Annotated in this window: 18 protein-coding genes and 1 pseudogene; 17 read left to right on the top strand and 2 right to left on the bottom strand. The window is 64.8% G+C overall.

The window, feature by feature from the left end; genetic code table 11:
- The first annotated feature begins 303 nt into the window (after positions 1 to 303).
- Positions 304 to 2,298 carry a relaxase/mobilization nuclease domain-containing protein gene (locus tag AC3A84_RS13520; RefSeq protein ID WP_024537629.1) on the top strand — a complete coding sequence of 665 codons (1,995 nt, stop codon included), beginning with the start codon at positions 304 to 306 and terminating at the stop codon, positions 2,296 to 2,298.
- Here AC3A84_RS13520 and cadR read toward each other — a convergent pair whose 3' ends face one another.
- Positions 2,299 to 2,754 carry a Cd(II)/Pb(II)-responsive transcriptional regulator gene (gene cadR / locus AC3A84_RS13525; RefSeq protein ID WP_024537628.1) on the bottom strand — a complete coding sequence of 152 codons (456 nt, stop codon included), beginning with the start codon at positions 2,752 to 2,754 and terminating at the stop codon, positions 2,299 to 2,301.
- 103 nt (positions 2,755 to 2,857) lie between these two features.
- Here cadR and AC3A84_RS13530 point away from each other — a divergent pair, with 103 nt between their 5' ends.
- From AC3A84_RS13530 to AC3A84_RS13540, 3 genes are read left to right on the top strand one after another with little or no spacing between them, the layout of a single operon-like run.
- A complete protein-coding gene (locus AC3A84_RS13530) occupies positions 2,858 to 5,296 on the top strand; it encodes a heavy metal translocating P-type ATPase (protein ID WP_027477924.1) in 2,439 nt (812 codons plus the stop codon).
- A gap of 22 nt (positions 5,297 to 5,318) precedes the next feature.
- On the top strand, positions 5,319 to 5,621 hold the full coding sequence (locus AC3A84_RS13535) for a double zinc ribbon domain-containing protein (RefSeq protein ID WP_082136747.1): 303 nt from the start codon (positions 5,319 to 5,321) through the stop codon (positions 5,619 to 5,621).
- Between the two features lie 3 nt (positions 5,622 to 5,624).
- Complete coding sequence (locus AC3A84_RS13540) at positions 5,625 to 6,317, top strand: ZIP family metal transporter (RefSeq protein ID WP_009523279.1); 693 nt, start codon at positions 5,625 to 5,627, stop codon at positions 6,315 to 6,317.
- Positions 6,318 to 6,352: 35 nt separating this feature from the next.
- On the opposite strand, the pseudogene AC3A84_RS13545 reads toward AC3A84_RS13540, so the two are convergent.
- A pseudogene (locus tag AC3A84_RS13545) lies at positions 6,353 to 7,045 on the bottom strand (ATP-binding protein); the annotation flags it as partial.
- A 175-nt stretch (positions 7,046 to 7,220) separates the two neighbouring features.
- Between AC3A84_RS13545 and AC3A84_RS13550 the strand changes: the two are divergent.
- The 13 genes from AC3A84_RS13550 (at position 7,221) to trbJ (ending at position 22,648) form a co-directional block, all read left to right on the top strand.
- Entirely contained in the window at positions 7,221 to 7,574 is a 354-nt protein-coding gene (locus AC3A84_RS13550) for a hypothetical protein (protein WP_083840419.1), read from the top strand.
- Between the two features lie 167 nt (positions 7,575 to 7,741).
- A complete protein-coding gene (locus AC3A84_RS13555) occupies positions 7,742 to 9,067 on the top strand; it encodes a TolC family protein (RefSeq protein ID WP_024537625.1) in 1,326 nt (441 codons plus the stop codon).
- A gap of 2 nt (positions 9,068 to 9,069) precedes the next feature.
- Entirely contained in the window at positions 9,070 to 10,662 is a 1,593-nt protein-coding gene (locus AC3A84_RS13560; RefSeq protein WP_103018419.1) for an efflux RND transporter periplasmic adaptor subunit, read from the top strand.
- A 16-nt stretch (positions 10,663 to 10,678) separates the two neighbouring features.
- Positions 10,679 to 13,858 (top strand): CusA/CzcA family heavy metal efflux RND transporter, encoded by a 3,180-nt coding sequence (locus AC3A84_RS13565; RefSeq protein ID WP_103018377.1) that lies wholly within the window; start codon positions 10,679 to 10,681, stop codon positions 13,856 to 13,858.
- A gap of 69 nt (positions 13,859 to 13,927) precedes the next feature.
- Positions 13,928 to 14,821, top strand: coding sequence for a LysR family transcriptional regulator (locus tag AC3A84_RS13570; protein ID WP_487970252.1), 894 nt, complete (start codon positions 13,928 to 13,930; stop codon positions 14,819 to 14,821).
- Positions 14,822 to 14,856: 35 nt separating this feature from the next.
- Positions 14,857 to 15,129, top strand: coding sequence for an EexN family lipoprotein (locus AC3A84_RS13575; protein WP_009523287.1), 273 nt, complete (start codon positions 14,857 to 14,859; stop codon positions 15,127 to 15,129).
- 218 nt (positions 15,130 to 15,347) lie between these two features.
- Entirely contained in the window at positions 15,348 to 17,345 is a 1,998-nt protein-coding gene (locus tag AC3A84_RS13580; RefSeq protein WP_024537622.1) for a conjugal transfer protein TraG, read from the top strand.
- Positions 17,342 to 17,788 (top strand): ribbon-helix-helix protein, CopG family, encoded by a 447-nt coding sequence (locus tag AC3A84_RS13585; RefSeq protein WP_009523289.1) that lies wholly within the window; start codon positions 17,342 to 17,344, stop codon positions 17,786 to 17,788. The genes AC3A84_RS13580 and AC3A84_RS13585 overlap by 4 nt, the downstream gene beginning before the upstream one ends.
- Positions 17,785 to 18,819, top strand: a complete 1,035-nt coding sequence (trbB, locus tag AC3A84_RS13590; RefSeq protein ID WP_024537621.1) for a P-type conjugative transfer ATPase TrbB — start codon at positions 17,785 to 17,787, stop codon at positions 18,817 to 18,819. Before AC3A84_RS13585 ends, trbB begins: the two co-directional genes overlap by 4 nt.
- On the top strand, positions 18,816 to 19,193 hold the full coding sequence (locus tag AC3A84_RS13595; RefSeq protein WP_009523291.1) for a TrbC/VirB2 family type IV secretion system protein: 378 nt from the start codon (positions 18,816 to 18,818) through the stop codon (positions 19,191 to 19,193). The genes trbB and AC3A84_RS13595 overlap by 4 nt, the downstream gene beginning before the upstream one ends.
- Entirely contained in the window at positions 19,190 to 19,462 is a 273-nt protein-coding gene (locus AC3A84_RS13600) for a VirB3 family type IV secretion system protein (RefSeq protein WP_009523292.1), read from the top strand. Before AC3A84_RS13595 ends, AC3A84_RS13600 begins: the two co-directional genes overlap by 4 nt.
- A gap of 10 nt (positions 19,463 to 19,472) precedes the next feature.
- Complete coding sequence (trbE, locus tag AC3A84_RS13605; protein ID WP_487970255.1) at positions 19,473 to 21,926, top strand: conjugal transfer protein TrbE; 2,454 nt, start codon at positions 19,473 to 19,475, stop codon at positions 21,924 to 21,926.
- The gene (trbJ, locus tag AC3A84_RS13610; RefSeq protein WP_009523294.1) at positions 21,923 to 22,648 is read left to right on the top strand and encodes a P-type conjugative transfer protein TrbJ; all 726 of its coding nucleotides are present in this window, start codon (positions 21,923 to 21,925) and stop codon (positions 22,646 to 22,648) included. Before trbE ends, trbJ begins: the two co-directional genes overlap by 4 nt.
- Positions 22,649 to 22,651: the final 3 nt, after the last annotated feature.

Below are 22,651 nucleotides of genomic sequence, written 5' to 3' on the forward strand. Positions count from 1 at the left end.
GCAGGCGTCTTGCCTCGAACGCGCCCGGCCTGCGGCCGTGTCTGCGTTCGCCGGCGCGCAGGCTGCTCGCGCAGCAGCGCCGCCGGGCCGCCGCTGCCCTGAGCGCCAGCGAGGGGCAAAGGCGGAAGGCAAGACAAAAGGACGCGGCACGGGGCCGCGTCGAAAGCCTGTCTGCACGTGGGGGTGGCGCGGCACGGAGCGGCTTCGCCGCCGTGCCGCGTGGGGCGCGAGGCCCGCGCCGATGCAGGCGTGCCCGCGTGCTTCGCACGCCCGGACACGCCAGAGCTTGCAGGGAGCGCAGCCATGACCGACCGCCGCGATGACGATTTCCGCATCCGACCCAGTGCCCCGAAGAACCGGGGCCAGGGCTTCGTCTCCAGGGTGCTCAAGCAGGCAGGCAAGGCCAGCAGTGGCAAGTCGTCGATGCGCCGTCCCGCAGCCGGCGGCAGCAGCGCACGCGCTGGCCAGCGGCCCGGCTCTCGACTAGGGCGCGGGCATACGGCGGCACGCTTCGCAGGCGCGAAGCTCACGCCTATGTCGCGGCGCGTGACCATCAAGACGTTGCTGGTCAACCAGCAACGGGCCAGCCCGCAATCACTCGCCAAGCACCTGCGCTACATCGAGCGCGACGGCGTGGGCCGCGATGGCGAGCCGGGCCAAGCCTACGGGCCGCTGACCGATGCCGCCGACCTCGACGCCTTCAAGGAACGCTGCGCCGACGATCGGCACCATTTCCGCTTCATCCTCTCGCCGGAGGACGGCGCGGAGCTGGAAGACCTGCGCACCTACACGCGGCACCTGATGGGCCGCATGGAAGCCGACCTGGGCACGGGCCTCGATTGGGTAGCCGTCAACCACTGGAACACCGACAACCCGCATACGCACATCGTCGTGCGCGGGCGCGACGACACCGGCAAAGACCTCATCATCGCGGGCGACTACATCGCCGACGGGTTCCGCCATCGTGCCGCCGAACTGGCGACCGAACGGCTGGGGCCGCGCACCGAACTGGAGATCCAGCAGACCTTGCGACGCGAGGTGGATCAGGAGCGGTGGACGAGCCTGGATCGCACCTTGAAGCGCGAGGCCGGCGATGATGGCCTGGTGCATGTCGAACGGCTCAATGAACCCCGACTGCAACGCCAGCGCTTGCTGCTGATCGGCCGCCTGCAACGCTTGCAGCTCCTGGGCCTGGCTGACGAGATGCAGCCGGGCACCTGGGCTGTCCATGCCGATGCCGAAAAGACCCTGCGCGCCCTGGGCGAGCGTGGCGACATCATCCGCACCATGCAGCGGGCCATGCGCGGCGAGCCGCGCGAGCTGGCGGTGTTCGAGCCGGGCCAAGATGCTGATGGAGGTGGCCGAACCATTCTCGGCCGCGTGGCAGCGAAGGGGCTGGCCGACGAGCTGCGCGACCGGGGCTATCTGGTCATCGACGGCGTGGACGGCAAGGCCCACTACGTCGCGCTCAACGCACACGATGAACTGGCGAACTATCCGGCCGGCGCCGTAGTGGAGGTGAAGGGATCGGCCGACGTGCGCGCAGCCGACAAGAACATCACCGCACTGGCGAGCGGCGGCCTATACCGCACCGACCATCACCTGGCCGTCGCGCAGGGTCAGGCCGTGCCGGGCCGTGATCCGCAGGAAGTCGTCGCGGCCCACATCCGCCGACTCGAAGCCCTGCGCCGCGCCGGCATCGTGGAGCGCGTGGCCGAAGGGCTATGGAAGGTGCCGGACGATCTGCCCGAGCGTGGCCATCAGTACGACGCGCAGCGCCTGGGCGGCGTGGCCGTGGAACTGAAATCGCACCTGCCCATCGAGCGGCAGGCCCGCGTCATCGGGGCTACCTGGCTCGACCAGCAACTGATCGGCGGCGGCTCGGGCCTGGGCGACCTCGGCTTTGGCGGCGAGGCCAAGCAGGCGATGCAGCAGCGCGCCGACTTCCTGGCCGAACAGGGACTGGCCGAGCGGCGCGGGCAGCGCGTGATCCTCGCCCGAAACCTGCTGGGCACGCTGCGCAGCCGCGAGCTGGCGCAGGCCGCCAAGGACATCGCCGCCGAAACCGGCCTGGAGCACCGCCCGGTGGCCGACGGCCAGCGCGTGGCCGGCATCTACCGCCGCAGCCTCATGCTCGCCAGCGGTCGGTATGCGATGCTGGACGACGGCATGGGCTTCAGCCTGGTACCGTGGAGGCCAGTGATCGAGCAGCGGTTGGGGCAGCCGCTTGCGGCGACAGTGCGTGGCGGAACGACCTCATGGGAAATCGGGCGTCGGCTTGGGGTTTCTTTGGGCTAGTCACTTGAGGCTATGTGCCCCATGAACATGGCCCCTGCGCGTCGCCGGTTCGTGCAGATGGCGCGATGCTGAGGACAGCTCGGTCAAGATGCCGCACTGGCTGGCCTGCTGGGATTCACGGCAGCGTTCCCGCAAGGTCTTGAGCTGTCGTTCCAACGCTTTCAATTCCTTGATGCGGGTAGCCACATGGTCGATGTGCTCGTCGAGCAGGTCGTTCACCTGGGCGCAGTTCTCGTGCGGTGCATCCTTGAAGCGCAACAGAACCCGGATTTCATCCAGCGTCATGTCCAACCCCCGGCAGTGCCGGATGAAGGACAGCCGGTCAACGTGTTCTTCTGCGTACATGCGGTAGTTGCCATCCGTACGGGCCGTTTCGGGTAGCAAGCCTTCACGCTCGTAGTACCGGATCGTCTCTACCTGGGTATGTGCGGCCTTAGCCAGTTCGCCGATTTTCATGAGTTCATCTTCAGCGGTCGCGGGTTTTTCTCCAAGGCTCATTGTAGGCGCTTGACTCTGTAGTGGGTACAGGGTTTCCAATCTGACTGAAAAGGAGAATTTCATGAACTCTGCCCACCAACGCCAACACGCCGACGCTGCCTGCTGCGGGAGTGGCTGTGCAACAGTGCCTGTGGCGCCCGAGCCAACAGCGTCTGATGCAACGACTATTGGGCCGCAACGCTTTCGCATAGAAAACATGGACTGTGCCTCAGAGGAGTCGGAAATCCGCCGGGCGCTGGAAGGCATGGCGGGGATTCGCAGCCTGCGATTCAACCTGGGGGATCGAGAGCTTGCCATTGCCGCCGATGACCACGCGCTGCCCGAGGCCCTAGAAGCGATCCGCAAAGCGGGTTTCAAGCCGGAACCCCTCGGCGCGAAGAATGTCCAGCGCTTCCGCATTGCGAATATGGACTGTGCCTCGGAGGAGTCGGAAATCCGCCGGGCGTTGGACGGCATGGCGGGAATTCGTAGCCTGCAATTCAATCTGGGCGAACGCGAGTTGGCCATTGCCGCCGATGATCCTGTCTTGCAGCAGGCGCTAGACGCAATCCGCAAGGCAGGCTTCAAGCCGGAACCTCTTGGCGACACAGGCTCGTCGGCTGCTGCGGTTGCCTCGCCAACGGGCTTCTGGACGACATGGGGCAAGTCGCTGGGCGCCCTGGGGTTGGCTGTGGCGGCCGAGGGCTTGGCATTCGCCTTTCCAGACAGCGTACCTGTCAAGGCGCTGGGAATGGCGCTGGCCGCGGCGGCCATCGCGCTGTCGGGTTTCTCGGTTTACGGCAAGGGGCTGGCTGCACTGCGGCAGGGCCGCTTGAACATCAATGCCCTGATGACCGTGGCCGTGACCGGCGCTTTCCTGATCGGCCAGTGGCCCGAAGCGGCGATGGTGATGGCCCTATATGCGATTGCGGAAGCCATCGAGGCCCGCGCCGTGGATCGGGCGCGCGGCGCCATCAAGAGCCTGCTGGCGCTCGCGCCGGAGCAAGCTGAAGTGCGTCAAGACGATGGCAATTGGGTGCGCATGGGAGTCAAGGAAGTCACTGTGGGCATGACCGTGCGTATTCGCCCTGGCGAGCGCGTTCCGCTGGATGGCATCGTGAGCCTAGGTCAGAGCGCTATTGACCAGTCCCCCGTGACCGGCGAAAGCTTGCCGGTGGACAAGAGCCCCGGCGATGAAGTCTTCGCCGGCACCATCAATCAGGCTGCGGCGTTGGAAATCCGTGTCACGGCCCCCGCGTCCGACAGCACGCTGGCGCGCATCATCCACGCCGTTGAGCAGGCCCAGTCTTCCCGTGCGCCCACGCAGCGTTTCGTGGATCGCTTTGCCGCCGTCTACACGCCTGCGGTGTTCGTCCTGGCCGTTGCCGTTGCGTTGTTGGCGCCCTGGCTCATGGGGCTGACCTGGATGCAGGCCGCCTACAAGGCCCTGGTGCTGCTGGTCATCGCCTGCCCTTGCGCCTTGGTGATTTCCACGCCCGTCACCGTCGTCAGCGGTTTGGCCGCTGGGGCGCGGCGAGGCATCCTGATCAAAGGTGGTGTGTACCTGGAAGAGGCGCGCAAGATCAAGGCCGTGGCGCTGGACAAGACCGGCACCATCACCGAAGGCAAGCCCAAGCTGGTGGCCTTCGAGCCCGTGGACACAGGACTCGGCCAACAAGCCCTGGAGGGGCTGGCCAAGAGCCTCGCAGCGCGGTCGGATCATCCAGTGTCCAAGGCCATCGCAGATGGCGTGTCGTCCGCCACGCAAGAAGTGGATGAGTTTCAGGCTGTTGCCGGGCGCGGCGTGCAGGGGGTGATCGACGGCCATACCTATGTGCTGGCTAACCACCGCTGGATTGAAGAGCGCGGGCAGTGTTCGGCTGACCTCGAAGCCCGCCTTGCAGTGCATGAGCAAGCTGGCCGCACCGTCACGTTGTTGGCCAGCAGCGAACGGGTCATGGCCATCTGTGCAGTAGCCGACACCATCAAATCCTCATCCGCGCAGGCCGTGGCCGACCTGAAGGCATTGGGCGTGACGCCGGTGATGTTGACGGGCGATAACCTGGCGACGGCGCAAACCGTCGGCACCCAGGCGGGCATCGCCGAGGTGCGTGGCAACCTGCTGCCCGAGGACAAGTTGCAGGCCATCGGCGAGCTTCAGCAGCGCATGGGCGTCACGGCGATGACCGGCGACGGCATCAACGACGCCCCCGCGCTGGCGAAGGCTGACATCGGCTTCGCTATGGGCGGCGCGGGCACCCACACCGCGATGGAGGCCGCCGACGTGGTGGTCATGAACGACGACCTACGCCGCCTGCCCGAAACGATCCGGCTGTCCAGGCGCACCCACGCCGTGCTATGGCAGAACATCGCGCTCGCGCTGGGCATCAAGCTAGTGTTCCTGCTGCTGGCGATCTTCGACGATGCCTCCATGTGGATGGCCGTGTTCGCCGACATGGGGGCGAGCTTGCTGGTGGTCTTCAACGGGCTGAGGCTGCTCAGGCAGCAGGCGGGTCAGTAAAACCGAATATGGAGTGTTGAAAATGGGAATCCTGGATCGAATTTTTGGTGGGCATGGCGGCGGCCACGGCGGGGGGCATGGCGGCTCCCACGGGCATGGCAGTAGCCATGGCCACGGTGGCCCCAGCAGTCACGACTGGGGGCGCAATCCGGCGCCTTCGGCCAGCGGCATCACTTGCCCGCAATGCAAAGCGATCAATCCGAACGGCGCTCGCTTTTGCGGCCAGTGCGGGACATCGCTGGTGCCAGCGTCGTGCACGAAGTGCAGTAGCGTCATTCCGATCGGCGCGAAATTCTGTGCTCAGTGCGGCAACGCGGTAACTTAAGTCATGGTGATCTCGGCCTGGATCTACACCTTGATCCCGGCAGCGGCCGCCATCATCGGAGCTGCGGTCGCGGTGAACGTGCGGCCGGGGCCAACACTGGTCAGCGCGATTCAGCATTTCGCCGCTGGCGTCGTGTTCGCGGCGGCGGCCGGCGAAATCTTGCCCGACATCATGCACCGGGCCTCGCCTTGGGCGACGATGATCGGCGGCGGAATCGGCGTCGCCACCATGCTGCTGGTGAAGCATCTGGAAGCGTTGGCGAAGGGGCCGGCCGGTCTCCTGACCGTGATCGGCATCGACATCCTGATTGATGGCTTGGTGCTTGGTATCGGGTTTGCGGCTGGCCCAAAGGTCGGCTTGCTTCTGACCATCGCCCTGACCATCGAGGTTCTGTTCCTGGGATTGACAGTGGCCACGGAACTCGGCGAGAGCGTTCGCTCCCGTGCCAGGGTCGTCTGGATCACGGCCGCGCTCGTGCTCTTGCTGCCGATCGGGGCCTTGCTTGGAGCGCCGGTGGCGCTGTTGCCCAACCCTCTTCTGACTGGCTTCTTCGCGTTTGGTCTGATTGCGTTGCTCTACCTCGTGACCGAAGAACTGCTGATCGAAGCACACGAAACGCCAGATCGCCCCTGGGTGACGGCGATGTTCTTTGTCGGCTTTCTGGCGCTTCTCCTGCTGGAAGAAGTAATTGGCTAGTGGAGCCAGTCTGTTGGTGGTGCCCGATCCGTTGACTATTGCGCGCGCGGGGTGGGCACCATGAGCCCGATAGACGTGATGCCGTTGCTCGAATCGACCATCGTCCGCCCTCCGTGCATGCGGGCGATGGCAGCCACGATGGCCAAGCCCAGTCCATGATTGCGGGCGGCATCCGACCGCGCCGCATCTGCCCGGTAGAAGCGGTTGAACAGATTGGGCAAATGCTCGGCTGAAATCGTCTGCCCCTCGTTCACCACCCGCAGGGCGATCTCGCCGTCCAGCCGGTCGATTTGCACGACAACGGTGCTGTGCGGATGCGCGTGTCGGGTTGCGTTGCCGATCAGGTTGGATAGCGCGCGCTGCAACAGGCGCACATCGGCCAAGCCGGTGGCATCGCCGTCGATACGAACCTTCAGCCCGGCCTCTTCAATGGCCGCCTCGTGCAATTCCACCACCGCGCGCGCAACGCCGGCCAGACTGGCGACATGCTCGCGGCGGGCCTCAGCCCCACGGTCGGCTTGCGACAGAAAGAGCATGTCCTGCACGATCATCGACATGCGCTGGAGATCTTCGAGGTGCGAGCCCAACACATCTCGCAACGTGTCGGCATCGCGTGCTTTGCGCAAAGCAACTTCAGTGCCCCCCATCAACGTCGCCAACGGCGTGAACAGTTCATGCGCAACATCAGCATTGAAGGCTTCCAGTTGCCCGTACCCTGCGCTGTGGCGCCCCCTCGTGTCGCCTCAGTCGTCAAAGCGGCCACAACTCGCCGAATATCGAAGCGGCTCTGATTTGATGCAGGATGAACCTGAGAGGAGGCACGCTACGCGCACGGGGCTCTGAGAAAACCCAAGCAGCGAGGAGTGGCAAAGTAAAGCATGTAGCTGCTACACTGTTACCCCTATGCGCAAATGGCTGGCCATCGTCTTGCTGGTGTTCTTGCCGCTTCAATTCAGTTGGGCGGCAGTGGCCAGTTATTGCCAGCATGAAACCGGAGCTGCGGCCAAGCACTTCGGCCACCATGCGCATCAGCACAAGGCGGCCGACGGCCAGGATGCCAGCCCTGATCCGGCCAAGACCCTGGGTGGCGATCCTGATTGCGCGTCCTGTCATGCCGGGTGCTTCTCGGTCTTGTCAGGGGATGTCAAGCTGGCGTCGCCGGTCAGCCCGTCCCTGGATACGGGGTATCCCCCGGAGCACCTTGCTGCGCCTCCACCTGAACGTTTAGAGCGCCCTCAGTGGCGTGTCCTCGCCTGATCGGCGGGGAGCGCGTTCCTTTCCCTTCGTCCTCACCCCTGCCGTCGCGCATGGCGCGCTACGGTATCCAGCCGGCTTCGCGCGGCTGATGTGATGACGTTGCTGGCGATCATCTGGATCGCCCCCCCGCCGATTCCCTTGTGTATTTCAAATCACTGGAGAATCGGATGCTGAAGGATATTCACAATTACAACGCGAGGGCGGTTGCGGCAGGCTTGCTCCTTGCGCTCATGACGGGGACGGCTTTCGCTCAGTTATTGCCGACGGCACCAGCTCTTGGGCAGAGCGCCAACGGCGTAGAGCAGATTGAAGCAGCAACGCCCCTGACTCTGCAAAAGGCCGTCGCGCTGGCTTTGGAGGCGAATCTTGACCTAACTGTCGCCCAACGGGAAATCGAGGCGGTGGAGGGCCAGGTAATTCAGGGACGAGTACGTCCTAATCCCGAGCTGGCGTACTCGCTCGAAGACCAACGCACGCCAACCCGCACGCAAAGCGTCCAGATCAATCTGCCCATCGAGCTGGGGGGCAAGCGCGCTGCCCGCATTGCCGCGGCAGAGCGAGGGCGTGACGTCGCAGTTGAAGAACTGAACACGCGGCGCGTTGAAATTCGCGCCGCTGTGGTTGCCGCCTTCTTTGAGGCGCTGGCCGCCCAGGATCGCACGGCCTTGGCCCAGGACAGCGTTGACCTGGCCAGGCAAGCGACGGATGCCGTTGCCAAGCGCGTGACGGCGGGCAAGGTGTCCCCGGTCGAAGAAACCAAGGCTCGGGTGGCCGAGGCCGGCGTGCGGGTTGAACTGGCACAGGCGCAGAGCGAACAACGCAGTGCCCGCGCGCGGCTGGCCAGTTTGCTCGGGGCCAACCCGCCGCGTTTCACCCAGGTAGCGGGCAGCGTGGACGATCTTCCCAACGTCCCTTCGCTGGATGACATCCAGCAGCGCTTGTCGGCCTCATCGGCATTGCGCCGGGCGCAGTTGGAGATCGAACGCCGTCGGTCGCTGGCCGACGTGGAGCGCAGCAAGCAGACGCCCGATGTCACGGTCAGCCTGGGCGTGAAGCGTCCGAACGAGTTAGCGCGCAATCAGTTAATGCTCGGCATTTCCGTGCCGCTGCCTTTGTTCGACCGCAATCAGGGCAATCTGTTGGAAGCGTTGAAGCGTGAAGACAAGGCGAGGGATGAACTCCAGGCGTTGAATCTGCGCCTCAACACAGAGCTGTTGCAAGCCCGCGAGCGGCTGGCGTCGGTTCGCGGCGAGATCGACATATTGCAGCGAGAGGTGCTGCCAGGGGCCAAGAGCGCCTATGACGCGGCCACCGTGGGCTTTGGTTACGGCAAGTTCAACTACCTGGAAGTGCTGGACGCGCAACGCACCTACTTTGCCGCCAAGTCCCAGTACCTCAAGGCGCTCGCCGATGCGCACCGCGCGGCGGCGGACATGGATCGCGTGATCGGCGCATCCGAATCCACGACCACCCTGCCTGCAAACAAGGAATGAACATGAAACCCGAAACGAACAAACTGAACGTCGGCAAGAAGCAGTGGTTTGCCATCGCCGTGATCGCCGCAGTGGGCATAGGACTGGGCAGCGCCATTCTCGGCGGCAAGACGGATAAGAGCGCCGAGGGCGAGGGTCACGGCAGCCACGTTGAAGCCAAGGCCCACAGTGATGGTGAGCATCATGGCAAGACGGGCGCAGACTCCCACGAGGACGACAAAGGCCATGCGGACGGCGAGCACCACGAGGGGTCAAGCAAGGGGCCGCATGGCGGCAAGCTGTTCAAAGAAGGGGATTTCGGATTGGAAGCCTTACTCGCTGAGGACGGCGGCGAACCACGCCTGCGAATCTGGCTCTACGAAAAGGAAAAGGCGCTAGCCAGCAGCGCCGCCAAGGTCAGCGCTACCGTTACACGCCTGACTGGGGAGAAGCAGGCGCTCAACTTCACGCCCGACAAGGACAGCCTGTTGAGTCGAGAGATTGTCCCGGAACCTCATGCGTTCGAGATCAGCATCGTGGCTCAGACGGCCAACGCGCCTTTCACGTTCAGCTTCAGCCAGGAGGAAGGAAAAGTCGAACTCAGCGATGCGCAAATCAAGGCTGCATCCATCGGCATTGACACCGCAGGGGCTGCAAGCATCAAGTCTGCCCTGCAATTGCCGGGTGAGATTAGGCTGAATGAAGACCGCACCTCGCACGTTGTTCCGCGCATTGCGGGTGTTGTCGAAAGTGTGCAGGCCAGTTTGGGGCAAACGGTCAAGAAGGGACAGGTGCTCGCCGTTATCGCCAGCCCTGCCGCATCCGAGCAGCGCAGCGAGTTGCAGACGGCGCAAAAGCGGCGGGCATTGGCCCAGACAACTTTTGAACGCGAGAAGCGGCTGTGGGAACAGAAGATTTCCGCCGAGCAGGACTACCTGCAAGCCGGCCAGGCGCTGAACGAGGCGCAGGTCGCCGTGGCCAACGCGCAGCAGAAGCTGTCGGCCGTGGGCTTGGCCCCAGGTTCCTCGGGCGGGCTGAACCGCTTCGAGCTGCGTGCGCCCTTCGATGGCGTGGTGATTGAAAAGCACCTCAGCCTGGGCGAGGCCGTCAAGGAAGACGCCGCCGTGTTCACGGTGTCCGACCTGGGCCAGGTCTGGGCAGAGATCAACGTGCCCGCCAAGGATTTGCCGCTGGTCAGAGTGGGTGAAAAGGTCACCATCAAGGCAACGGCATTCGATGCCAGCGCGCAAGGCACCATCACCTTTGTTGGCGCGCTGATTGGCGAACAAACCCGCATGGCCAAGGCCCGCGTGGTCTTGTCCAACCCCCAAGGCGCTTGGCGTCCCGGACTGTTTGTCAACGTGGAAGTGACCTCATCTGAGGCCGACGTGCCCGTGACGGTGGCCGGTGATGCCATTCAGACCGTGGGCGACAAGCCCGTCGTGTTTTTGAAAGTGAATGGTGGCTTCATTGCCCAGCCCGTGCAGTTGGGCCGTAGTGATGGCAAGCGCGTCGAGGTGGTTCAAGGGCTGAAGGCGGGGGCTCCGTATGCGTCGGCTGGCAGTTTTGTCGTGAAGTCAGAGCTTGGCAAAGCCTCTGCCGAACACACCCATTGATGCCGGAGCAACGCACATGTTTGAAAAACTTATTCGCGCGGCCATCGAGCACCGATGGCTAGTGTTGTTAGCCGCCATTGGCATGGCCGCCGTCGGCGTGTTCAGCTACCAGAAGTTGCCCATCGACGCCGTACCCGACATCACCAACGTCCAAGTGCAGATCAATACCCAGGCGCCGGGCTATTCACCGTTGGAGACCGAGCAACGGGTGACTTATCCCATTGAAACCGTGATGGCGGGCCTGCCCAACCTGGAGCAAACCCGCTCTCTTTCGCGCTACGGCCTCTCGCAAGTGACCGTGATCTTCAAGGACGGCACCGACATCTACTTCGCGCGCCAGTTGGTCAATGAACGCATCCAGGAGGCGCGGGAAAAACTGCCTTCCGGCATCACGCCTGCGCTGGGGCCGATCTCCACCGGCCTGGGGGAGATTTACCTGTGGACGGTCGAGGCGAAGGACGGTGCGAAGAAACCCGACGGGATGCCCTACACGGCAACAGACCTGCGCGAGATTCAGGATTGGATCATCAAGCCGCAGTTGCGCAACGTGCCCGGTGTGACTGAAATCAACTCGATTGGCGGTTATGCCAAGGAGTATCAGATCGCACCTATACCCGCTCGCCTGGCTTCGCTCGGCGTTACCCTGCAAGACATCGTGACGGCACTAGATCGCAATAACGGCAACGTGGGTGCGGGCTATATCGAGAAGCGCGGCGAACAGTACCTGATCCGTGCGCCCGGACAAGTCAAGACCCTGGAAGACATTGGCAACGTTATCCTCAGCAGTGCGGGCGGCGTGCCGATACGGGTGCGTGACGTGGCGGACGTGGGGCTGGGGCGTGAACTGCGCACCGGCGCGGCCACGGATAACGGTCGCGAGGTGGTGCTGGGCACTGTGTTCATGCTCATCGGTCAGAACAGCCGTACGGTTTCGCAGGCCGTGGACAAGAAGATGGTGGAGATCAACCGCAGCTTGCCCGAGGGCGTGCATGCGGTGACGGTCTACGACCGCACCGTGCTGGTGGACAAGGCTATCGCCACGGTGAAGAAGAATCTGCTGGAAGGCGCGATCCTGGTGATCGTGATCCTGTTTCTGTTCCTGGGCAACATCCGCGCGGCCATCATCACGGCGACGGTGATTCCTTTGTCGATGCTGTTCACCTTCACTGGCATGGTGCATTACAAGGTGAGCGCCAACCTGATGAGCCTCGGGGCGCTGGACTTCGGCATCATCATCGACGGAGCGGTGGTGATCGTCGAGAACTGCGTGCGACGCCTGGCCCATGCACAGGCGCACTACGGCAGGCCGTTGACGCGGGCGGAACGCTTTCACGAGGTGTTCCTGGCATCGAAGGAATCACGCCGCGCGCTGCTGTTCGGGCAGCTCATCATCATGGTGGTCTACCTGCCCATCTTCGCCCTGACGGGGGTGGAAGGGAAGATGTTCCACCCGATGGCGTTCACGGTGGTGGCTGCACTCGTGGGGGCCATGATCCTGTCGGTGACTTTCATCCCGGCAGCGGTCGCCCTGTTCATCGGCCATCGGGTCAGCGAGACGGAAAACTTCCTGGTCGTGCAGGCCAAGCGCTGGTATGGCCCGCTGCTGGATCGCGTGATGGCGGCCAAAGCAGTGATGCTGGCGGCAGCCGCCGTGGCAGTGGTGCTGTGCGGCCTGATCGCCACCCGAATGGGCAGCGAGTTCGTGCCCAGCCTGAACGAAGGCGATTTCGCCATCCAGGCGCTGCGCATTCCGGGCACCAGCCTTTCGCAATCGGTTGCGATGCAGCAGCAACTGGAAGCCACGCTGAAGGCCAAGTTCCCCGAGATCGACCGCGTTTTCGCGCGCACCGGCACGGCGGAAATCGCGTCCGACCCCATGCCGCCGAACATTTCCGACGGCTACATCATGCTCAAGCCGGTGTCCGAGTGGCCGGAGCCGCGCAAGTCGCGCGACGAATTGCTGGCGGCCATTCAGGAGGTCGTGGGCAAGGTGCCGGGCAACAACTACGAGTTCTCGCAGCCTATCCAATTGCGCTTCAACGAACTCATTTCAGGGGTCCGCAGCGATGTGGCGGTGAAGATCTTCGGCGACGACATGGACGTATTGAACAAGACAGCCGAAGAAGTCTCGTCCATGTTGCAGAAGATCCCCGGTGCGTCTGAGGTCAAAGTTGAACAGACCACAGGATTGCCGATGCTCACGGTCAACATTGATCGTCAGAAGTCCGCGCGCTACGGGCTGAACGTGGCCGACATCCAAGATGCAGTGGCCACGGCCATCGGCGGGCGCGAGGCCGGTACGCTGTTTGAAGGGGACCGTCGATTTGACATCCTGGTTCGGCTGCCGGAGTCCCTGCGCAACGACCTTGAAAGCATGAAGCGCCTGCCGATTCCGTTGCCACGCGGCACAGGTGGCGGCGAAGGACGAACCAACTTCATCCAACTGGCCGAGGTGGCGAGCTTCGAGCTGGCACCCGGCCCCAACCAGGTCAGCCGGGAAAACGGCAAGCGCCGCATCGTGGTGAGCGCCAACGTGCGTGGCCGCGACGTCGGCTCCTTCGTGGCCGACGCCGAGGCTGCGCTGGCGCAGGTCAAGATTCCCACAGGCTACTGGACGAGCTGGGGCGGCACTTTCGAGAACCTGCAATCCGCCACCCAGCGCTTGCAGATCGTCGTTCCGGTGTCGCTGCTGCTGGTCTTCGTGCTGCTGTTTGCCATGTTCGGCAATGTCAAGGATGGCTTGCTGGTTTTTACCGGCATTCCGTTCGCACTGACCGGCGGCATCCTGGCGCTGTGGCTGCGCGACATTCCCATGTCCATCTCGGCCGCCGTGGGCTTCATCGCGCTATCGGGCGTTGCCGTGCTCAATGGCCTGGTGATGATTTCCTACATCCGCAGCCTGCGAGAGGGCGGAACGCCGCTGGACGCAGCCATCCGCGAGGGCGCGCTGACCCGCTTGCGCCCCGTGTTGATGACGGCCTTGGTGGCGTCGCTGGGCTTCATCCCGATGGCCATCGCCACGGGAACGGGCGCGGAAGTCCAACGGCCTCTGGCCACCGTGGTTATCGGCGGCATCTTGTCGTCCACCGTACTGACGCTGCTCGTGTTGCCAATTCTGTATCGGCTGGCTCATCGCCCGGACGAGCAAGAAGAGGATGTCACGGCAGAGCCCGCACATGAGGGCGTAACCGCTTGAAAGGAACAACGATGAACGCCGTTACGGCACCACGACAGACTCCTTCGAGCTTTACAGGGACATCGACTCATGGAATTTCGTCACCTTCGGTACTTTCTGGCCGTTGCCGAGGAGCTGCACTTCGCCCGCGCTGCGGAGCGGCTGCATATCGAACAGTCACCACTGTCGCGCGCCATCAGGGAATTGGAAGAAGAGTTGGGCGCACAACTGTTCGTGCGTACCAGCCGCAGCACGCGCCTGACGCTTGCGGGCAAGCTGCTGATGGAGAACGCGCCTCGCGTGCTGTTGGCGCTGGACCAGGCGCGTGAGAGCGTGAAGGCAGCGGCCAATGGCTTTCACGGCCGGTTGCGCGTGGCGCTGTCCGACGGCATCACCCCCTCGCGCTTGCCGGCGCTGCTGGCGCGCTGCCGCGAGGAAGACCCGGAGATCGAGATCCGCCTGTTCGAGGTGCCGCTGGCCCAGCAGCTCAGCGGCCTGCGTGACGATCTATACGACGTGGGCTTCTCGATGGCCGACGAGGTGGGCGACGGCATCATCATCGAACCCGCCTGGGAGGATGAGCTGATGGTCGCCATGCCCGCGCGCCATGAACTACAGGCCCACAAGCGGGTACCGCTGGATGAAGTGCTGCAACATCCCCTGGTGCTGGGCGACCCGGCAGTTTGCGAAGGCCATGCCAAGCAGATCGACCGCATCCTGCGCAAGCAGGACCGGGAGCCCTTGATCGAACAGTACGTCGCCACGTTCGACGTGATGATGACTTTCGTGTCGGCCGGCTTGGCGCTAGGGCTCGCAGGCGCCGCGCACATCGCTTCCAGCCGCGAGCCGGGCGTGGTGGGCCGACCGCTCGCGGGAAAGTCGCCCATGCTCACTACCTATCTGCTGCGCCGCGACGCCGAGCCGTCGCAGGCGCTAGCCCGCTTTATCGAGCGGGTCGAAGCCCTGGGACCGGGAGACGCTTAGCCATTGGCCCCGTTTCACTTCGGAGGATTCAAGCCATGAACCTATCCAAGATCATCGCTATGTCGTCGCTAGCAGTTCTGCTGGTCGCCTGCGGCAAGTCTGAGCCGTCCAAGCCCGCTGCCGTGCCCAGCGTGGAGGAACTGGCTGCTGACCCCGTGCGTTTGCGAGAACTGCGCCAGCAGTGCAAGACGGATCGTCCGACGATGGGCGACGTGCTGTGCAACCGAGTGGCCGAGGCGACGAACCGACGTTTCCTGGGCGACGGCAAGGTGCCTTATACGCCACCGAAGGAACCGCCGAAGTTCTGATGGTCGGCTTGCCGCAACGCACCTGCGCGTGCCTGCGCCTTTTTGCGCGCTGCGCAGCAGCGCGCTCATTGTGGCGGTCTTTCGCCCCAGTTCTTCCCTGCCGGAAACCATGTTTTTTGCGGCATCAACCTGCCGATAACGGTCTTTGACCGGCACGCCCAGCGGCACTGATCCTCACGAGGGCGGCACATGCCTGTGCTGCGATCGGAGGCTGGATGATGCAGGGAACGAACGTGCTGTTCGGTCAGATTGCCGTGGTGTTCGGCATCGTGATCGCTGGGGTGTGGAGCGCCACGCAATGGACAGCGGCGGCCCTGGGCTACCAACTACGCCTGGGCTCGCCGTGGTTCGATTTCCTGGACACACCGGTCTATCACCCGTGGCGGTTGTTCGAGTGGTGGTTCTTCTTCGATGCCTACGCGCCGCGCGTGTTCGATACCGGCGGCGCCATCGCGGGCGGCAGTGGCCTACTGGCGGTTGTGGTCGCCATCGGCATGTCGATCTGGCGCTCGCGCCAGTCGCGCCTGGTCACGACCTATGGCTCGGCCCGCTGGGCCAATGTGGAGGACATTCACAAGGCGGGCCTTGACCACCCTGCGGGCGTGTTCCTCGGCCTGCATCGCCAACAGTACCTGCGGCATGAAGGCCCGGAACACGTCCTGACCTTCGCGCCTACGCGCTCGGGCAAGGGCGTGGGCCTCGTGGTGCCGACGCTGCTTTCCTGGCCTGCATCCGCCGTCATCCACGACATCAAAGGCGAGAACTGGCAGATCACCGCCGGTTGGCGCTCGCGCTTCTCGCATTGCCTGCTGTTCAACCCCACCGATGCGAAGTCAGCGGCCTACAACCCGCTGCTGGAGGTACGACACGGCGCGCATGAGGTGCGCGACGTGCAGAACATCGCGGACATTCTGGTTGATCCCGAAGGTGCGCTGGAGAAGCGCAATCACTGGGAAAAGACTTCGCACGCGCTGCTGGTCGGGGCCATCCTGCATGTGCTCTACGCGGGCGAAGACAAGACGCTGCGCGGCGTCGCCAACTTCCTCTCCGACCCGGCCAGCCCCTTCGAGTTGACGCTGCACCGGATGATGACCACGCCGCACCTCGGCGATGGGCCTCATCCGGTGGTGGCCTCGGCTGCGCGCGAAGTGCTCAACAAATCGGACAACGAGCGTTCCGGCGTGTTGAGCACCGCCATGTCGTTCCTCGGCCTGTACCGCGATCCCACGGTGGCCCAAGTCACGTCGCGGTGCGATTGGCGCATCGCCGACCTGATCGCGGCCGAGCATCCGGTATCGCTGTATCTGGTGGTGCCGCCTTCGGACATATCGCGGACGAAGCCGCTCATTCGCCTGATCCTCAACCAGATCGGGCGGCGCCTCACCGAGTCGCTCGATGGCTCCGATGGCATCGAGCGCCGCCACAAGCTGCTGCTGATGCTCGATGAGTTCCCTGCGCTGGGGCGCCTGGACTTCTTCGAGACGGCGCTGGCCTTCATGGCGGGCTATGGCATCCGCAGCTTCCTCATCGCGCAGTCGCTCAACCAGATCGACAAGGCGTATGGGCAAAACCACTCCATCCTCGACAACTGCCATGTGCGCGTGACGTTCGCCACGAACGACGAGCGCACCGCCAAACGGATCTCCGAGACGCTGGGCACCGCCACCGAGCTGCGCGCGCAGCGCAACTACGCGGGCCACCGGCTCGCGCCGTGGCTGGGCCACCTCATGGTGTCGCGCCAGGAAACCGCGCGTCCGCTGCTGACGCCGGGCGAAGTCATGCAGCTTCCGCCTGATGAGGCCGTGGTAATGGTGTCCAGCGTGGCGCCCATCAAGGCGAAGAAGCTGCGCTACTACGCGGACGCCAATTTCAAGCGCCGCGTGCTGCCGCCGCCCACGCTGGCGGACGGGCAGTACGCCGACGCGCCGCCGGCCCGCGCCGATGACTGGAGCGGGCTGGCAATTCCTGCGGTGCCGGCACCTCTCGTCGCGGAGACCGTTGGCGACCTTGGCAGCGCCGATGACGGCGGCCCGCGTCGCCAGCCCGAACTCTCCGAAATCGCCGCCTACGACCCCGAGCTGGCCGCGCCTGCGGCCGACCTTGGGTTGCTCGATGACGACGACCTGCCGCTTCCCCTTCCTCGCCAGCTCGACCCTGCCCTGCAACGCACGGCCCGGCTGGCATCCCTCGACCCTGATGACGGAATCGACCTATGACCCAACACCGCCTCAACGTGTTCATCCAGCCGGAGCACGCCAAGCGGCTCGATGAGCTGGCCGCCAAGAAGGGCGTGTCCAAGTCGTCCATCGTCGCGGCGGCGCTCGCATCGTGGCTGTCGCCCGATGCCGCCGACCAGCGCGAGGCGGCCATTGCCAAGCGGCTTGATCGCCTGTCGCGGCAGGCCGAACGCATGGAGCGCGACCAGAACATCCAGATCGAGACGCTGGCACTGTTCATCCGCTACTTCCTCACGGTGAGCACGCCCGTGCCCGAAGCGCATCAGGACGCAGCGCGCGCCCAGGGCAAGGCGCGCTTCGAGCAGTTCGTCGAACAACTCGGGCGGCATTTGCTGCGCGGTCGCAGTCTGGTGCGAGACGTGGTGGAAGAACTGCATCCAGACCCGGCACGCATGGACGACGCGCAGGAGCGCGCGTCATGAGCGCCGTTCCTTCCTTCACCGCCGTTTCACTGGATCGCCGCATCCAGATGCTGCGCACGGCGATGGGGCCACTGATCGCCGCCGCGCTGGAAGACCCCGACGTAGTGGAAGTCATGCTGAACCCGGATCGCACCTTGTGGATCGACCGGCTTTCGTCGGGCCGCGCGCCGATGGGTGTGGAGCTGTCCGAGGCCGACGGCGAACGAATCATCCGGCTGGTCGCGGCCCACGTCGGCGCCGAGGTGCATCGCGGCCAGCCGCTCCTGACGGCGGAGCTGCCCGAGACGGGCGAGCGCTTCGAGGGCATCCTGCCGCCCGCTGCGCCGGGGCCGGCCTTCGCTTTGCGCAAGCGCGCCTTTGGCGTGATCCCGCTGTCGCGCTACATCGAGGACGAAATGATGACCGCCGCGCAGGCGGGCTTGCTGGTGCGCGCCGTGCGCGAGCGCCAGAACATCCTGATTGCCGGTGGCACCAGCACGGGCAAGACCACGCTCGCCAATGCCTTGCTCGCCGAGATCGCCGCCACTGGCGACCGCGTGCTGGTGCTTGAAGACACGGTGGAGCTGCAATGCGCGGCCTGCGACCACGTACCGCTGCGCACGCGCGCAGGCGTGGTGTCGATGACCGAGCTGGTGCGCTCGTCCATGCGCCTGCGCCCGGATCGCGTCGTCGTCGGCGAGGTACGCGGCGCCGAAGCGCTGGATCTCATCAAGGTGTGGGGTACAGGCCATCCGGGCGGCATTGCCACGATCCATGCCGGCTCCGCGCTGGGCGCGCTGCTGCGTTTGGAGCAACTGATCCTCGAAGTGGCGGTGAACCCGCCCCGTGCGCTGATCGCGGAAGCGGTCAATGTGGTCATCCACATCGCTGGGCGCGGGCGCAAGCGCCGCATCGAGAGCATCGTCCGCGTCATCGGCTTCGATGGCGTGGGCTACCACCTGGCGGATGCGCTGGAGGCTCCATTCCCGGAGCTGCTGTCGCAGTCCGACCTTTCCTCCCCGTCCCCTGACCACTCTGGAGAACTTCCATGACGCACGCTGATGCTTTCCGTATTTCCGCAAATCCGCTTCCTCGGCCCGCACGGCTGGATGGCCTGGCTCGCCCGGCCATGCAGGGCTTGATGCTCGCTGCCTTCATGCTGCTGCTCGCAGGTACTGCGCAGGCCGCCGGTTCCTCGATGCCCTGGGAAGGGCCGCTGCAATCCATCCTCGAATCCATCCAGGGGCCGGTGGCGCGCATCGTCGCGGTCATCATCATCATCGCTACGGGCTTGGCGCTGGCCTTCGGTGATACCTCGGGCGGGTTCCGCAAGCTGATCCAGATCGTGTTTGGCCTGTCCATCGCGTTCGCCGCTTCGAGCTTCTTCCTGTCGTTCTTCAGCTTCTCCGGTGGGGCCGTCGTATGAACGGCCCACACGATGGAATACCCGGCTTCGAGGTGCCGCTGCATCGGTCGTTGACCGAGCCGATCCTGATGGGCGGTGCGCCGCGCACCGTGGCCATCACTAACGGCACCTTGGCCGCTGCTGTCGGGCTGGGCTTACAGATGTGGATTCCAGGCGTGGTGCTCTGGATCGTCGGCCATTCGCTGGCGGTCTGGGGTGCGCGTGTCGATCCGCAGTTCATGGCCGTGTTCGCGCGCCATATCAAACACCGGCCGCTGCTGGACGTGTGAGGGGAATGCCATGCTGAACCTTGCCGAATATCGCCAGCGCCCGGCCTTGCTGGCTGACTGGTTGCCCTGGGCCGGGCTGATCGCACCGGGCGTCGTCTTGAACAAGGACGGCAGTTTCCAGCGCACGGCCCGGTTTCGCGGGCCTGACCTCGACAGCGCGACGCAAGGCGAGTTGATCGCCACGTCGGCGCGCTTGAACAACGCGCTGCGCCGCCTGGGTTCGGGCTGGGCACTGTTCATCGAGGCCGAGCGCCGCGCCGCCGCCGACTATCCGCACTCGGCGTTCCCCGAGCCGCTGTCGTGGCTGGTGGACGAGGAACGCCGGGCCACATTCGAGGACTCGGGCAATCACTTCGAGAGCGGCTATCACCTGACGCTGGTGTACCTGCCGCCCGAGGAATCGCACGCCCGCGCGGCGGGGATGCTGTACGAGAACCGGCCTACCGACGGCGTGGACTGGCGCGAGCGGCTGCAAGCTTTCGCCGCAGAAACGGATCGCATCTTTGACCTGCTCGACGGCGTGATGCCGGAAATCGCCTGGCTGGATGACAGCCAGACGCTGACCTACCTGCACGCCACCATTTCGACGCGGCGCTACCGCGTCGGCGTGCCCGAAGTGCCGTTCCACATCGACGCGCTGCTGACCGACTCCGCACTTGTCGGTGGCTTGGCGCCCATGCTGGGCGACCGGCACCTGCGCGTGGTGTCGGTGCGGGGATTTCCGCCCTCGACCTGGCCGGGGATTCTGGACGACCTCAACCGGCTTGGATTTGCCTATCGCTGGTCAACCCGGTTCCTGTGCCTCGACAAAGCCGAAGCGGAAAAGGAACTCGTCCGCCTGCGTCGCCAGTGGTTTGCGAAAAGGAAGAACGTCATCGCGCTGCTGCGCGAAACGATCTTACAGCAAGAAAGCCCGCTGGTCGATACCGACGCGAGCAACAAGGCCACCGACGCCGATGCCGCCTTGCAGGAGCTGGGCAGCGATCAAGTCGCCTTCGGCTATCTCACCGCCACGGTTATAGTGCTCGATGCCGACCCGGCCGTGGCCGACGAGAAGTTGCGGATGGTGGAGCGGGCCATCCAAGGGCGCGGGTTCGTGACGATCCCTGAAACCTTGAACGCCGTGGATGCGTGGCTGTCCTCGCTCCCCGGCAATGCCTACGCCAATGTGCGCCAGCCCATCGTCTCGACGCTGAACCTGGCGCACATGATGCCGGTGTCGGCGGTATGGGCCGGCCCCGAACGCAATGCCCATCTTGACGGCCCGCCGCTGATCGTCACGCGCACCGATGGCGCCACGCCGTTCCGGCTGGTGACGCACATCGGCGACGTGGGCCACACGTTGGTCGCAGGCCCGACCGGCATGGGCAAGTCGGTCTTGCTCGCCACCCTGGCGATGCAATTCCGTCGCTATCGCGGCTCGCGCATCTTCGCCTTCGACATGGGCCGCTCGATGCGCGCCACCATCCTGGGCCTGGGCGACGAGCACTACGACCTCGGGATGGATGGCGAAATCGCTTTCCAGCCCTTGGCTCGTATCGACCGCGAGGGCTACCGCACCTGGGTGGCAGAGTGGATCGAAGGCCGCTTGCGGCATGAGGGCGTGGTCGTCGGCCCCGAAGAGAAGGCCGCCATCTGGTCGGCGCTCGGCAGCCTCGCCGGTGCGCCGGTGGAGCAGCGCACGATGACGGGGCTGTCCGTGCTGCTGCAATCGAACACGCTGCGGCAGGCGTTGTCGCCTTATGTGCTGGGCGGTGCCCACGGCAAGCTGCTGGACGCCGACCATGACCGGCTCGGCATGGCCGACGTGCAGTGCTTCGAGATGGAGGAGCTGATGCACAGCAAGGCCGCCGTCATGGCGGTGCTGCATTACCTCTTTGCGCGCTTCGATGAACGCTTCGACGGGGCGCCCACGCTGCTGATCCTCGATGAAGCGTGGCTGTTCCTCGATGACCCGGTGTTTGCCGCGCGTATCCGCCAGTGGCTCAAGACGCTCAGGAAAAAGAACGTCAGCGTCATCTTCGCCACGCAGAGCCTTGCCGACATCAAGGATTCGAGCATCGCGCCCGCGATCATCGAGAGCTGCGCGAGTCGCATCTTCCTGCCGAACCCGCAGGCCACCGAGCCGCAGATTCGCACGATCTACGAGGGCTTCGGCCTCAACAGGCGGCAGATCGAGATCGTCGCCACCGCGCAGCCCAAGCGCGACTACTACTACCAATCGCGCCTCGGCAATCGCCTGTTCGACCTCGACCTGGGGCCGGCGGCGCTGGCCTTCGCGGGCGCGTCCACGCCGCAAGACCAGCGCGACATGGACGCGGTGCTGGCCGACGCCGGCGTGCCCGGCTTCGCGGGCGCCTGGCTGCGCCATCGCGGCCTCGATTGGGCGGCCGACCTGCTGCCCTCGTTCCCCGGCCTCGCGCCGGGTTCCCTCGCTGACCAACCCCTGGAGAACCAGCCATGAAGAAACGTCTCATCGCCGCCGCCATCGCGGCCATGCTTTGCACCGCCACCGCCCATGCGCAATGGGTCGTGATCGACCCCACGAACCTCGTGCAGAACACGCTGACCGCGATCCGCACGCTGGAGCAGATCAACAACCAGATCCAGCAGCTCCAGAACGAAGCGCAGATGCTGATGAACCAGGCGCGCAACCTCGCCAGCCTGCCGTCCAGCGTGGTCGGCCAGTTGCGCGCCAATCTGGCGACCACACAGCGGCTGATCGCCCAGGCCAGAGGACTGGCCTACGACGTGACGAATCTGGATCGGGAGTTCCAGCGCCTGTATCCCGAGCAATATGCCGCCACCGTCAGCGGCAACCAGATGTACCGCGACGCGCAGGAGCGCTGGAAGAACACGCTCAACGGCTTGCAGACCACCATGCAGATGCAGGCCCAGGCGTCGCAGAACCTGAGCGACGACGAAGGCGTGCTGGCCGACCTCGTGGGCAAGAGCCAATCGGCCGTGGGCGCCTTGCAGGCCATGCAAGCCACCAATCAGCTTCTGGCTTTGCAGGCCAAGCAGTCCATCCAAACGCAACGCCTGAGCATCACCCAGGATCGCGCCGCGTCGCTGGAGTTGGCGCGGCAGGCTGCCGCCGTGGAGCGAGGCCGCGAGGTGAACCGGCGTTTCCTGGGTGAAGGTACGCCGTACACGCCGCAGACCGTCGATTTCTACGGCCGGTGACAG

Source organism: Paracidovorax sp., assembly GCF_057642795.1.